This window comes from Pontibacter sp. HSC-36F09 (genome assembly GCF_024171605.1).
In the GTDB taxonomy this organism is placed as follows: Bacteria; Bacteroidota; Bacteroidia; order Cytophagales; family Hymenobacteraceae; genus Pontibacter.
Genome location: NZ_JALKAA010000002.1, coordinates 429,972 through 443,178 on the forward strand (window position 1 = coordinate 429,972; position 13,207 = coordinate 443,178).

12 protein-coding genes are annotated in these 13,207 nt (G+C 50.2%); 6 read left to right on the top strand and 6 right to left on the bottom strand.

Annotated elements, in window-relative coordinates; all coding sequences use genetic code 11:
* Nucleotides 1-10: 10 nt before the first annotated feature.
* The 3 genes from L1278_RS07880 (at nt 11) to L1278_RS07890 (ending at nt 4,951) form a co-directional block, all read left to right on the top strand.
* Nucleotides 11-709, top strand: a complete 699-nt coding sequence (locus L1278_RS07880) for a DUF3823 domain-containing protein (RefSeq protein ID WP_253402615.1) — start codon at nt 11-13, stop codon at nt 707-709.
* Nucleotides 710-798: 89 nt separating this feature from the next.
* Nucleotides 799-2,535 (top strand): DUF4886 domain-containing protein, encoded by a 1,737-nt coding sequence (locus L1278_RS07885; protein WP_253402617.1) that lies wholly within the window; start codon nt 799-801, stop codon nt 2,533-2,535.
* Nucleotides 2,536-2,659: 124 nt separating this feature from the next.
* Nucleotides 2,660-4,951 (top strand): GH92 family glycosyl hydrolase, encoded by a 2,292-nt coding sequence (locus L1278_RS07890; protein ID WP_253402619.1) that lies wholly within the window; start codon nt 2,660-2,662, stop codon nt 4,949-4,951.
* Between the two features lie 205 nt (nt 4,952-5,156).
* Here L1278_RS07890 and L1278_RS07895 read toward each other — a convergent pair whose 3' ends face one another.
* From L1278_RS07895 to L1278_RS07915, 5 genes are all read right to left on the bottom strand, one after another.
* Nucleotides 5,157-6,080, bottom strand: coding sequence for a hypothetical protein (locus L1278_RS07895; protein WP_253402621.1), 924 nt, complete (start codon nt 6,078-6,080; stop codon nt 5,157-5,159).
* 142 nt (nt 6,081-6,222) lie between these two features.
* Nucleotides 6,223-6,831, bottom strand: coding sequence for a TetR/AcrR family transcriptional regulator (locus L1278_RS07900; protein WP_253402623.1), 609 nt, complete (start codon nt 6,829-6,831; stop codon nt 6,223-6,225).
* Nucleotides 6,832-7,026: 195 nt separating this feature from the next.
* Nucleotides 7,027-7,482: a cold-shock protein gene (locus L1278_RS07905; RefSeq protein ID WP_253402625.1), complete on the bottom strand. Its 456-nt coding sequence runs from the start codon at nt 7,480-7,482 to the stop codon at nt 7,027-7,029.
* A 50-nt stretch (nt 7,483-7,532) separates the two neighbouring features.
* On the bottom strand, nt 7,533-7,760 hold the full coding sequence (locus L1278_RS07910; RefSeq protein ID WP_188502380.1) for a hypothetical protein: 228 nt from the start codon (nt 7,758-7,760) through the stop codon (nt 7,533-7,535).
* Nucleotides 7,761-7,897: 137 nt separating this feature from the next.
* Nucleotides 7,898-8,089: a cold-shock protein gene (locus tag L1278_RS07915; protein WP_188502381.1), complete on the bottom strand. Its 192-nt coding sequence runs from the start codon at nt 8,087-8,089 to the stop codon at nt 7,898-7,900.
* A 586-nt stretch (nt 8,090-8,675) separates the two neighbouring features.
* Between L1278_RS07915 and L1278_RS07920 the strand changes: the two genes are divergently transcribed.
* The 3 genes from L1278_RS07920 to L1278_RS07930 are packed head-to-tail and all read left to right on the top strand — an operon-like array spanning nt 8,676 to nt 11,808.
* Nucleotides 8,676-9,494, top strand: coding sequence for a prephenate dehydratase (locus L1278_RS07920; protein WP_253402627.1), 819 nt, complete (start codon nt 8,676-8,678; stop codon nt 9,492-9,494).
* A 10-nt stretch (nt 9,495-9,504) separates the two neighbouring features.
* Nucleotides 9,505-10,680, top strand: coding sequence for a pyridoxal phosphate-dependent aminotransferase (locus L1278_RS07925; protein ID WP_253402629.1), 1,176 nt, complete (start codon nt 9,505-9,507; stop codon nt 10,678-10,680).
* A 45-nt stretch (nt 10,681-10,725) separates the two neighbouring features.
* Complete coding sequence (locus tag L1278_RS07930; protein WP_253402631.1) at nt 10,726-11,808, top strand: bifunctional 3-deoxy-7-phosphoheptulonate synthase/chorismate mutase type II; 1,083 nt, start codon at nt 10,726-10,728, stop codon at nt 11,806-11,808.
* Nucleotides 11,809-11,847: 39 nt separating this feature from the next.
* Here L1278_RS07930 and L1278_RS07935 read toward each other — a convergent pair whose 3' ends face one another.
* The gene (locus L1278_RS07935; RefSeq protein WP_253402633.1) at nt 11,848-13,107 is read right to left on the bottom strand and encodes an MgtC/SapB family protein; all 1,260 of its coding nucleotides are present in this window, start codon (nt 13,105-13,107) and stop codon (nt 11,848-11,850) included.
* Between the last annotated feature and the right edge of the window lie 100 nt (nt 13,108-13,207).

Here is a 13,207-nt window from a genome sequence, read left to right on the forward strand (position 1 = left end):
AAAGACAGTTATGAAAAGTATCAAGACATTAAGCATTGCCCTGGCAAGTCTGTTTCTGCTGGGTGGTTGCGAATTGAACGAGCTCGATAATTATGAAGGTCCGAATGCAACCATTAATGGCGGCATTTATGATAAGGAGACAGGAGAACTCATTCAGCAGGACATCATTAACGGGATGCAGATCGAATACATCGAGCATGGGTTTGAGAATCCCCAGACCCAGTATGTGGTGGTGAAGAACGACGGCACCTACCGCAACAACCTGATGTTTGCAGGAGACTATACCATCAGGCCAGTACGCGGCAACTTTGTGCCGGTGGAGCCTGAGGAGATTGTGGTGAAGGGGAATACCGTGAAGAACTTTGAGGTGCAACCCTACATCCGCGTCAGAAACGCCAGGATCGAACGGCAGGAAAACAAGATCGTCGCAACTTTCAATCTTGACCAGACAGTGACAAACAATGTGAGCCGGATCGGGCTATTTGCCCATCAGGAGCCTAACGTAGGCGCTCCCCTGAATACTGTGTCGTCGGTAGTCAACCTTAATGAGGTAACCAACGATGTAACAGAGTATAGATTGGAAATTAACCTGGAAGCTCATAGTGGCAGCCTGAAACCCGGCAATAAGTACTATTTCAGGGTAGGGGCCTTAGTTGACGCTCCCGAGGCAAAATACAACTATGCACCGCCAGTTCTTATTGAATTATAATGTGCAAGGAAGCCTCGTGAAAGCCTTTCTCGGAAGCACCTGCACGAGGCTCCCTATACCTGACATCAATCAACTAATCATCTGAAAATATGAGACCTTTTCTACAAGGACAAATGAAAGTGCTCCTGTATGTAATGCTGAGCCTTTTCTCCCTGACTGCCATCTCTTGTGATAAAGACGATGAAGTACCGGGCATTGAGCAGTCGGTAGTTTTGGATACCAGTAACAAGACGCTTCCGGTGGGAGGTGAGCTGGTAGTGAAGCCTACCTTCGAACCCAAAGTGAACCCGCAGCGGACCTACAGCTGGGTTACCAGCAACCCTGATGTGGCGGGTGTCAAAATGAACGACGACCATTCCGCCGTCATCACCGCCAAAAGAAGTGGGGTTTCCACCATCACATTTATCTCTTCCGACAGGAAAGTGAGCGCGGCCTTCGAGGTAACTGTCAGCGGTCCGGAAGACGACGGCGTGATCAAGGTGCTGGCCATCGGAAACAGCTTTTCAGAAGATGCGATAGAAAGCTACTTATACGAACTGGCAGCGGCCAAAAATGTTCCGATCGTGATTGGCAACCTGTACATCGGGGGTGCTTCGCTGGAACAACACTGGAGCAATGCGGAGGGCAACGCTCCTGCCTATGACTACAGGAAAATCGAGGAAGGCGAGAAGACGAACAGGTCACAAACGACCATTGAATACGCTGTGAAGGACGAGAACTGGGATTATGTCAGTTTTCAGCAAGTAAGCGGTAACTCCGGTAAATACGAGACCTTTACCACGCCGCTTCCCGCCCTCGTGAAGTATGTAAAAGAGCGCACTACAAATCCGGAGACAAGGTATATCCTTCACCAGACCTGGGCTTACTCAGAAAACTCCACCCACTCAGACTTCCCTAATTATGGCAATGACCAAAAGGTAATGTATGCTTCTATTGTGCAGGCGTACCGGAAAGCGAAGATTGCCTACAACATGGACTATGTTATTCCGGCGGGCACCGCCATACAGAACGGGCGCAGCACCCTGATTGGCGATAACTTTACCCGGGACGGCTACCACCTGGATTTCGGGATCGGCAGGTATACGGCAGCAAGCACCTGGTTCGAGGCACTTACCGGCATCAGCGTAGTGGGCAACCCTTACAAACCAGCTGGCCTGACAGATCTTGAAGCTGAAATAGCACAACACGCTGCACACGCTGCAGTCCTAAACCCGGACAAAATTACCGTTCTATCCGATTATCAGCCAGCGCCGGCAGCGCCATTGACAGCACCGGTCTATGTGAACTTCGGACACAAGATCGTTCCTAAGTGGAACACTTTAGGAGACCATCACGAAGGCGCTTCCATCGGAAACCTGAAAGACGAGAATGATGCCTTTACCAATATTGCCCTGGTGGTGACGCAACGATTCAATGCGATGAACGAGGTAGGGGAGAGCGAGACCAACACGGAATTCAACATGCCGGCAGATGTTTCGACCCAGTCTTACTACGGAAATACCCGTGGCGTATGGCAGAACCTGGAGATCAGACAGAGCCAGTTCACGCTGTCAGGTCTGGACAAGAACACGACGTATAACCTGTGCTTCTTCGGATCAAGAGCCGGTGTTGGCGATAACCGCGAAACGAAGTTCATCGTTTCTGGCGAAAACGCGAAGACGGTATACGTTCAGACCTCGAGCAACAAAGACAAAACGGCATGTGCCGACGGCATACAGCCCGACTTCAATGGTACGATTACGGTTACTGTAACTGCGGGTGAGAATAATAACAACGGATCCGGCTTCTATTATCTGAATGCCATGAGGCTGGCTCCTGGAAAATAAAATTGGTTGATTGTTAATAGATTAGGTTAATTGAGCCAGAGTTCACTTCACTGTGGACTTTGGTTCTTTTTTATAGGCTGTACTAAGCCCGCTGCCATAACCGATGAAAATTAATACGTTGCGTATGAGATTTGTTTTTTGCCTCCTTGTACTTATTGCCTTAAGCTTCTCTGCCAAGGCTCAGAATCATATTGTAGAAAAAGTAGAGCATCCGGTCGACTGGGTGAATCCGCTGATGGGAACAGACTCCAAGCGCGAGTTGTCTAACGGAAACGTTTACCCCGTCGTCGCCCGTCCCTGGGGCATGAATTTCTGGACCCCGCAGACGGGCAAGATGGGAGACGGCTGGATCTATATGTACAGCGCAGACAAGATCCGGGGTTTCAAGCAAACGCACCAGCCCTCTCCCTGGATGAACGACTACGGGCAGTTCGCCATTATGCCCATTACGGGGAATCTTCGGGTGCGCGAAGATGAACGCGCCAGCTGGTTTTCCCACAAAGCTGAGATTGTGAAACCCTATTACTATAGCGTATACCTGGCAGATCACGATGTGACCACTGAATTTACCCCTACTACCAGAGCGGCTTTCTTCCGCTTCACTTTTCCAGAGGCAGAGCAGGCTCACATCATTCTGGACGCGCTGGATATGGGGTCCCATGTCAAAATTATTCCGAAGGAAAGAAGGATCATCGGCTATACCACTAAGAATAGTGGGGGCGTACCAGACAATTTCCGGAATTACTTTGTCATCGAATTCGATAAGGATTTCGAAGCAGCCCATACCTTCAGTAACTACGAGATTTTCGATAAGCCGGAAGCAGAGGCGAACCACGTAGGGGCAGCTATTTCTTTTAAAACCAGGAAAGGGGAAGTGGTGCATGCCAAAGTGGCGTCCTCATTCATCAGTCACGATCAGGCATTGCTTAATCTGCAGGAACTGGGGAACAAGAACTTCGAGGCTGTAAAAGCAGACGGAAGAGCAGAGTGGGATAAGGAACTTGGGCGCATAAAAGTGGCCGGTGGCACCTACGATCAGACCAAGACCTTTTACTCGAGCTTATACCGCAGCCTGCTGTTCCCGAGGAAGTTTTATGAGATCGACAAAGAAAATAAAGTAGTGCATTACAGTCCGTATAACGGGAAAGTACTGCCCGGCTATATGTTCACTGATACAGGCTTTTGGGATACCTTCCGTTCGCTTTTCCCTTTCCTGAACCTGATGTACCCGGAGTTGAACGCGCAGATGCAGGAGGGCCTTGTAAACGCTTACAAAGAGAGCGGCTGGCTACCGGAATGGGCAAGTCCGGGTCTGCGAAACGTGATGGTGGGAAACAACTCGGCTTCGGTAGTGGCGGACGCTTACCTCAAGCTCGGGAAAGAGCATACCTATGACGTTGAAACGCTCTGGGATGCCGTGATGAATGGTGCCAACAACGCAGGTCCGTTGACTGCAGTAGGGCGTGCCGGCGCATCGTATTACAATGAACTGGGCTATGTGCCTTACGATGTGGAAATTAATGAGAATGCCGCCCGTACGCTGGAGTATGCCTACGATGACTTTGCTATCTACCAGCTGGCAAAGGCCTTGAAGAAGCCTGCTGATGTAGTAGAGCTATACAAGCAACGCAGCCTGAACTACAGGAACCTGTACGACCCGGAGCACAAGCTGATGCGTGGCAAGAACAAGAATGGGGAATTCCAATCGCCGTTCAATCCGTTCAAATGGGGCGACGCTTTCACAGAAGGCAACAGCTGGCACTACTCCTGGTCGGTGTTTCACGATACGCAGGGGCTCATTGACCTGATGGGAGGGAATAAGGAATTCGTGGCCCAGCTGGATAAGGTGTTCAGCCTGCCGCCTGCCTTTGAGGAAAGCTATTACGGGCAGGTGATCCACGAGATCCGTGAAATGCAGATCGCCAATATGGGACAGTATGCGCACGGCAACCAGCCCATTCAGCACATGATCTACCTGTACAACTATGCCGGCGAACCCTGGAAGGCCCAATACTGGGTGCGCGAAACGATGGACCGGATGTACAAACCAACGCCGGACGGCTACTGCGGCGACGAAGACAACGGACAAACCTCCGCCTGGTATGTGTTCTCTGCCATGGGATTCTATCCGGTAACGCCTGCCACAGACCAGTATGTGCTGGGAGCTCCGCTATTCCGGAATATCACGGTAGAACTTTCCAACGGCAAGAAGATCGTGATCAATGCTCCTAAAAATAGCTCTGAGAACAGGTATATCGAGAGCCTTCGCGTGAATGGCAAGGCGCATACCCGAAACTGGTTGAGCCATTCGGATTTGATGAAAGGTGCTAAGTTGAACTTTAAGATGACTGACAAGCCTAATAAGAGCCGGGGTACGTTTAAAGAAGACGCTCCTTACTCTCTGTCTAATGAGTAGCGGCTGTCTGAAACGGTAATAAAACAGAAAAGCCCATCAATTAGCAATTGGTGGGCTTTTCTGTTTTATAGGGCGCGCTAATAGACTTCTAAGTTCTTGTGCAGTTCGGCTTTAGTATAACGGCTTATACCTACAATCCCTATGCGTTTGTACCATACCACAGGGTAATGATACTTGCTTTCAGTCAATCAGTTCCAAGTACGTTCTATTTTTCTGGTTCTAGTGACGCTACCGCTGCTTTCCCTATAGAAGCCTTGTACACGATATACCCTTCCTGTTCCAGTCCATCGAGCATGGTTTTTTTGATTTTAGTTGGATAGCCATCGCGGTTGTAGGTATAGCTACAGGTATAGGAGAGGTCTTTTCTGATATTACTATCCCGGTCGCGCACGGTATACCTGGTGATGTTGTGGTTGCGGTAAGGCAGCTCCAGCGGCATGAACTTGGCTTCGAGGGGAAGGCTCCTCAGATAACCCGGCTTGTCGTCATACTCCAGTTCGATGGTGAGGTAGGGTGTTTCTGCTCGAGGGGCATAATGTTCCATTCGCTGTAGCTTGCCCTGATCATAGCTATAACTAATATGCTTATATAAATAACGAGGGTCGTCCTCTGCTATACCTAATTCATAAGCACTCCGCACAAAATAATAATAGTTGGTCTTAATTAGTTTATTAGCAGCGTCATAGTGGTGATAAACATTATGGCTGTTGGCTCTTCCAGAGGATGGTCCCTGGTTATGCATCACCGTATAAACGGTAAAGCTCTCACGCGCTAAAAGTCCTGTTTCGTGAGACCGTATGAGCATCTCCTGTTTTCTTATAATAGAGTCGGCCTTGTCCAAGCCAATAGAACCTGCATCGGGTCTGAAGTTCACTTCAAAAATCTTATCCTTGAACTGGTGGTCCGGCTCCTTGAAGTACTCATCAAAATAACTATAAGTCACCTCCTGGTAGAAGTTGGGCCTGTTGGTTGTCACGCTGTACACCCTACCCTGGTCGTAGTGGAATTCGTGGGTCGTGCCGCCGATCACCACCTTTTTGGGATATAGCTGCTTGATTTCTTCTTCGCCTTTAGAGCAGGCGGCCAGAATAACCAGAAGGGGGAGGAGGAGTAAAGTTCTTGCTCTCATGACTTATCTGTTTAATGAGATTGGGAAATACTTTACTAAATATAGTTATATTTTAATTTGTAGCAAATTAAATGTGCTGTTTTTCAGTTGTTTAGTTTTCAACTAAGGTATAGCAGCAAGCTTTGCTTAGTCTGCTGATTGCTTACTTCTTCTCCAGCAAACCATGAAAGATCAGGTTAGCCAGGCCCTCATACACGGCAGATGGGCTATAATCGATATCCCTCATTAGTTCTGGTGGTACCTGGCTGATAAACTCCGGGTCCAGGATTTTCTCCAGCGCACTGGCGTAAAGCAGTACTGCCAGCGAGGTATTGGCGTCTTTCCGGATAAAGCCCTTCCGGCTGCCTTCTTCCAGCAATGTTTTGAATCGCTTAAAAGCGGCCTCGGTGCGGTACTGTTGTAGTAGTTGCCAGGTCTTGGGGGTGTGCTTTCGAATGTCGGTGAGCAGCTGGCCGTTGATAAGTGCAAAGCGCTGTCCGACGGTCCGGAAGACTTGTTCCGCTTTGCGGGTGAAATCGGCTTCTTCCTGCTGGAGCAGGTGTTCTACTTCCCGCTGCAGTGCTTCCAGGTAGTGCTTGATCACGGCGTGGAGCAATTCCTCTTTTCCTCTGAAATACTGGTACAGCGTTTTTTTGCTCATACCCAGCTGCTTGGCCAGGTCAGCCATCAATACCTTGCTGTAGCCTTGCTTAAAAAACTGTTGTTGAGCCTCCTGCAATATCAAGGCCTTCGGGGTGTTTGTCGTGTCCATACTAGTAGGGTGCGGTTCATCATCACGGTCCTGCCACAAAGGTACGAGCAGCTGTGACCAGGAAGCTTATACGACAAAAAAATCTCCTGCAGTCAGTATTATTACTGACAATAGCAGGAGATTTTAAATTTATAATCACCTAAGTTAAACTAGATGGCTTAAAGCTGTATTCGCAGGCTTTTGAACCAGAGGGGATTACGCCAGTTTAACGTTAACAGCATTCAATCCTTTGGGGCCTTTTTCAACCTCAAAAGTTACACGATCATTTTCCTTGATCGCGTTCACCAAACCATTCTGGTGCACAAAGACACGCTCCTGGGTCACATGATCCTGGATGAAGCCGTAGCCTTTCGAATCGTTGAAAAAAGAAACGGTTCCTTTTCGGATCAGGTCAGCCGGGTCGATATCGGCCTGCTTGGCCACACCGATCTGGATATCTTCCTGCTTGAATTCTTTTTTCTTCTTCGTAGGGTCTGGCGGCGTGTCGGTGATATTGCCGAACTCGTCCACATAGGCCAACATATCATCCAGGCCTTTGCCTTTGTCAGAGTTGGCCATACGCTCCTCGCGCTTCTGCTCTTTGTCTTGTCTTTTCTTAAGTTTCTTCTTCTCTTTTTCTTTTTTACTGAAGGTTTCTTGTGATCTACCCATATTGCTGTTAAATGATCTATATAATTACGGTAAGCGGATGTTCAGGTTTGTTAGTACCTGAACAGGAAATTTGTGCCATTGCGAATCCACTTTTCAAAAAATGAATTGTCGTTATACTCGCCGGTTACAAGTTCGAAGTCGGGTTGGTCTTTGTTTTTACGAGAGTTCATGAACTTTGGGAGGGAATCCTGATTGTTTGGGGTCCAATCCTGTCCTTTTTGGAGGGCTACGCAGATGTACTCGCGTGTGGTAGTGTCTACCAGGTATCTTCTATTCATCGTAAGGAGGGGTTAGGTGAAACATTGCCAGGGCGGCATTATACAAACGGGGAGTGGTGCAAATACGTGCACATCAAACTTAAAAAAAAGCCTCACCCGCAGGCAAGGCTTTTCTCGAAATGACTTATATCTAAAAACTAAGCACGCTTAACGTTAATCGCGTTTAGTCCTTTTCTGCCTTCCTGCAATTCAAAAGTCACTTTGTCGTTTTCCTGGATTTCATGTACCAGGCCAGTCACGTGTACAAAGTACTCCTGATCTGTGTTGTCTTCTTTAATAAAACCAAAACCTTTCAGGTCATTAAAGAATTTTACTGTTCCGTTATTCATTCTGTGTTGTTTAATTATATACTAACTACATTATAGTTGGTATATAGGTTCATTTATTTTTTTACAATATACGATAAAAATTTTACAATTGCGCGGTGCAGTCGGTTTTATTAAAGGTATTCTATATTCCTTCAGTGCAAAGTCACCAACCAAAGTGCGTACGGGTGCTTTAAAGCCAGATAATTGAGTTAGGAGAGGGTTAGTATACAGAAATATAATTTCTTAGAAGGCTCTGTTTTTGTGATATAAAAACGAAAATAAATTGTTGTTTTATAAAAAGTCTCTATATTGGCGACTGAAATGAACAAGCAGCAGACATCTTATACCTTCTTTTTTTACTTTTTTCCTTCACGGGACTAAAGCGGGAAAAGGTATATGTAATCATATAGAGGCCCCGCACCAAGCGGGGCCTTTTTTGTTTTAAATCAGCAATACGAATGCATCTGACACAACAGAATTTTTATTACGGCTTTGGTTTTAGCTTTTACTTTTTTGGTAAACGCCCGGGGCTGTATTGATTATACTTTAACCTAAAGTTATCACCAGCGCCCCGGAGTCTTACTTCGGGGCGTTTTTTTTGATCTAAATGAAAATAGCAATTCAAGGTATAGCGGGAGCATTCCACGAAGAAGCCGCCCGGCTCCGGTTCGGCGACCAGCCGATAGAGATAGTGCCCTGCCTCACGTTCCGGGAACTGGCTGCGGCTGTTGCCTCGGGGCTGGCCGATAAGGGCATTATGGCCATAGAGAATACCTTAGCGGGTACAATACAGCCCAACCTGGACCTGATACGGGAGCACCAGCTGTGGATAAGCGGCGAAGTGATCATGCGCATCCGCCAGCACCTGGGCGGTGTGCCCGGGTCGTCGCTGCAGAGTATCCGCAAGGTATACTCTCACTACATGGCCCTCAACCAGTGCCGCCCCTTCTTCGATGCCTATCCTGCTGTGGAGCTGATTGAGTCGGAAGACACGGCGCTAAGCATCCGGAACGTAGCCGAAGCCGGCTCTACGAAGCTGGCAGCCATTGGCAGCTCGCTGGCCATTTCACAATACGGCCTTGTCGTGCTCGGAGAGGGGATCGAAACAAGCAAGCAGAACTACACCCGCTTTCTGCTGCTGGACCGGCAGCCGCAACAGGTTATTTCCTGCAACAAGGCCACCCTTAGCCTGGTGCTGCAACCCCACCCGGAAGCTTTCACGCAGGCTATGGCGCTGTTGCAGGAGCGGGGCATACAAGTCTCTAAAATCGAATCTTTGGCTATACCGGGCCGCCCCTGGCACTATCGCTATTACCTGGACCTGCGGTTTGAGGCAGAGGAGCAACTAGATGAACTGCTTTTGTCACTCTATACCTTAACTGAATCTGTCGACCTGCTCGGGAAATACACGGCCCATACCCATTAATCCATTTGTTATGATCAATCCATCAGCACGCGCTAACAAAACAGGCGCTTACTACTTTTCCCAAAAGCTGACCGAGATCAGTCAGCTCGAGGCACAAGGTCGCACCATCCTCAACCTGGGTATAGGCAATCCGGATTTGGCGCCCGACCCGAAGGTGACCACAGCACTGATCGAAGCAGCCTGCCAGGCGGAGGCGCACCAGTACCAGTCGTACCGCTGCACTCCTGCCCTGCGCCAGGCGCTGAGCGCCTGGTATAAGCGAAACTTTGGGGTAGCGCTCGATTATCGGGACGAGGTCCTGCCACTTATCGGCTCTAAAGAAGGCATCATGCACCTTTCACTGGCTTTCCTGGACCCGGGCGATGAAGTGCTTATACCTGACCCCGGCTACCCCATTTATGCGAACGCAGCAGTAGCTGCCGGAGCCAAGGCAATCTACTACAACCTGACGGCGGCGAAAGGTTGGTTGCCGGATGTGGCTGAACTGGAAAGTCTTGTCAGTCCCACCACCAAAATGCTGTGGCTTAACTTTCCGGGCAACCCGACAGGGGCTGTGGCAAGTGAAGCGGACCTGCAGGCGCTTGTCTCTTTTGCCGACAAGCACCAGATCCTGCTTTGTCATGATAATCCCTATGCGCTAATCCTCAACGAAGAGCCGCTTAGCATCTTGGCTATTAAAGGGGCAATGGAAGTGGCCGTGGAGCTCAACTCGTTAAGCAAATCGCACAATATGCCCGGCTGGCGCTTGGGTATGCTGGCCGGAAAAGCAGCCTACCTCGATGCTGTCGCGAAGATGAAAAGCTACTCAGACACTGGCATTTTCAGACCCATACAGGAAGCCGCTATCGTTGCCTTAGAGGCAGATGAAGCCTGGTATTCGGCATTGCAGTCAACCTACCTGCAAAGACGGACCCTGATATGCCAACTGCTGGATGAGCTGCAGTGTAGTTACGCCACCACGGGGGCAGGGCTATACCTGTGGGCGGCTATACCTCCCGGCTGGCAGGACAGCTTCGCTTACAGCGACTACCTGCTCAGCACGTTCGACCTGTTCGTGGCACCCGGCTCGGTATACGGTCGCAACGGCGAGGGCTACATCCGGGTAGCGCTCACGCAACCTGCCGAAGCGCTGGCACAACTGCTACGGAGGGTGCAGCAGCATGAACTCAGCAGCCTCCAGGTATAACACATCAAATAAATAGAATTCAGAAACACATCAGCTTCAACTAATATGAATACGAAATCAGCATGGACACTAAAAGCACAGGAACAGCCTCTCATCATAGCAGGGCCTTGCAGCGCTGAAACAGAAGAGCAGGTGCTGGCGACAGCCCATCAGTTAAAAGATGCGGGAGTGGATATCTTCAGAGCAGGCAGCTGGAAGCCCAGAACCCGCCCGGGCTCATTTGAGGGGGTAGGCCAACAGGGACTTGCCTGGCTGCAGCGCGTGCAACAGGAAACAGGCCTGCGTGTAGCGACGGAAGTAGCGAATACCCTTCATGTTGAGCAGTGCCTGCAGCACGGTATCGATGTGCTTTGGGTCGGCGCGCGTACCACGGCCAATCCGTTTGCTGTGCAGGAAATTGCAGACGCCCTGAAAGGTACAGGTATACCCGTGCTGGTCAAAAATCCTGTTAACCCGGATATAAACCTTTGGCTGGGAGCCATTGAGCGCCTGGAGAAGGCAGGTATCAAACAGGTTGGCGCCATCCACCGGGGCATCTCGCCGCTGGGCAAGTCGGTGTACCGGAACAACCCGGAGTGGAGCATGCCCATGACCCTGAAGGAGCTGCGGCCCGATCTGTTGCTGATCAACGACCCCAGCCACATTGCTGGTAACCGTCAGCTGCTGGCAGGTATAGCCGAAACAGCATTAGCCCTCCGCATGGACGGCCTGATGATCGAAACGCACATAACCCCCGAAACTGCCTGGAGTGACGCCGACCAGCAGATTACCCCACAGACCCTCCAAGAACTGCTTGCAAAACTGAGCGGCCGTCCGTTGACCACTGACACAAAAGCGGGAGCCGATCTGAACGATATGCGCCATTCTATTGACTACATTGATGAGCAACTGATTGATCTGTTGAGCTACCGCATGCAGGTGGCCGCTGAAATAGGCCACTACAAAGCGCAGCATAACCTTACCGTGTTCCAGGAAAACAGGTGGGCGCAGCTGCTTGAAAAACACACCAGTCTCGCTCTGAGCAAAAATCTTAATGAGGAATTTGTCACGCAGTTGTTCGACCGCATCCATCAGGAGTCGGTGAGGAGACAGCAGAGGGTGCTGCCGCTTATACCTGCGCGGGCCTAGTCGGTTTGGCAGTGATTTCGGGTGAGGTAATAACGCGGGCTATACCTGCCAAGTATAGCCTTCCGGCCACCACCAGAGCACCAGAAGTCCGCCCAGCAGCACAATGCCAAACAGGAGCGAAATCTTAGCGAATAGCTTGCTGTTGCCCAGAAAGCCGGCCAGGGCACCCTTAAAAGCGACATTGGAAAGTGCAGCCACCAAAATGATTCGCCAGCCGTTGTCGGGCGACAAATTGCCCATGTTCATCAAGCGGGAAGTAGAAAGTGTAATGGCATCCACGTCGGTCAGGCCCGAAATGATGGCGACAATGTACAGGCCACTGTCCCCGAGGTAGTCATTCGCGGCAGCTGTTGCCAGAATCACAATACCGTAAATAGCACCGAACACGAGGGCCGCCTTCAGTTGGGCGGGGTTTTCCTGCTCGGGCATGTGGTCACCTTCTTCTTTATTGGTAAAGTAAGCGATTAGGCCAACCACGACCATCAGCCCCACCACAACCAACAGGGGAGGGGCCACCTGGGGCATTACACCCGGCGCCACGATCAGGATCTCCGTCAGGATTCGGAAAAAGGCCACCGTAGAGGCAATGAAGATCACAATAGCCGCCAGCTGGCTGCTTCCTTTAGAATCCTTAGCACGGCGGGCATAGCTCACCGTAGTAGCAGTGCTCGAGATCAGTCCGCCCAGCACGCCACCCAGAAATGTGCCCGCCTTGTTGCCGAAGAACTTATATACAAAATAGCCCAGCAGCCCGATGCCTACAATCAGCACGACCATCAGCCAGATGTTATTTGGGTTTAGTACTTCGTAGGGGCCATAGGCTTGGTCAGGCAATATAGGCAGGATAACGAAGGAGATGACCACAAACTGCATGATGGCTGTCAGGTCCTGCTGCCCGATGCGCGATACGATGCGGTGCAGGGTATCTTTGAGGTGGAGTAGAACTGCTACCGTGGCGCCCAAAGCCACAGCCACCGTCTTGCTGCCGTACACCAGGTAGGCGCCTACCGCAAACATGAGCAGAAGGGCCGCTTCCGTGGTTTGACCTACATCAGGTAAAGGCTCCTTCTTTTTCATCAGGTTAGCCGTCACGACAAGGGCGGCAGTGGCCAGCAAGCCGGCTCCTACTACCCATCCGCCCATTTCACGGGTCATCAGGGCAGTGAGGGTGCCAAAGAGTGTGATGAGCGGGAACGTGCGGATGCCGGCAATCTGGGCGTTGTCGTGCTGTCGCTGCAGACCAACCAACAGTCCGAGTCCCAATGAAATGGCAAGTATCTGGAAGAGTTCCTGTTCCATGCAGGCAGTGTAAGGGCTATAGGTAGGATGCTAAGATACAGCCCTAAATGATAAAAGTATAACCGGGGCTATACTTTTATCAGGCAATTACAATATATAC

What these genes read in the sequence shown, in the direction of transcription:
- L1278_RS07890 (WP_253402619.1), top strand. Translation starts at nt 2,660, where the DNA reads ATGAGATTTGTTTTTTGCCTCCTTGTACTTATTGCCTTAAGCTTCTCT.
- L1278_RS07915 (WP_188502381.1), bottom strand. Translation starts at nt 8,089, where the DNA reads ATGAATAACGGAACAGTAAAATTCTTTAATGACCTGAAAGGTTTTGGT.
- L1278_RS07920 (WP_253402627.1), top strand. Translation starts at nt 8,676, where the DNA reads ATGAAAATAGCAATTCAAGGTATAGCGGGAGCATTCCACGAAGAAGCC.
- L1278_RS07925 (WP_253402629.1), top strand. Translation starts at nt 9,505, where the DNA reads ATGATCAATCCATCAGCACGCGCTAACAAAACAGGCGCTTACTACTTT.
- L1278_RS07935 (WP_253402633.1), bottom strand. Translation starts at nt 13,107, where the DNA reads ATGGAACAGGAACTCTTCCAGATACTTGCCATTTCATTGGGACTCGGA.
- L1278_RS07895 (WP_253402621.1), bottom strand. Translation starts at nt 6,080, where the DNA reads ATGAGAGCAAGAACTTTACTCCTCCTCCCCCTTCTGGTTATTCTGGCC.
- L1278_RS07910 (WP_188502380.1), bottom strand. Translation starts at nt 7,760, where the DNA reads ATGAATAGAAGATACCTGGTAGACACTACCACACGCGAGTACATCTGC.
- L1278_RS07885 (WP_253402617.1), top strand. Translation starts at nt 799, where the DNA reads ATGAGACCTTTTCTACAAGGACAAATGAAAGTGCTCCTGTATGTAATG.
- L1278_RS07905 (WP_253402625.1), bottom strand. Translation starts at nt 7,482, where the DNA reads ATGGGTAGATCACAAGAAACCTTCAGTAAAAAAGAAAAAGAGAAGAAG.
- L1278_RS07880 (WP_253402615.1), top strand. Translation starts at nt 11, where the DNA reads ATGAAAAGTATCAAGACATTAAGCATTGCCCTGGCAAGTCTGTTTCTG.
- L1278_RS07900 (WP_253402623.1), bottom strand. Translation starts at nt 6,831, where the DNA reads ATGGACACGACAAACACCCCGAAGGCCTTGATATTGCAGGAGGCTCAA.
- L1278_RS07930 (WP_253402631.1), top strand. Translation starts at nt 10,726, where the DNA reads ATGAATACGAAATCAGCATGGACACTAAAAGCACAGGAACAGCCTCTC.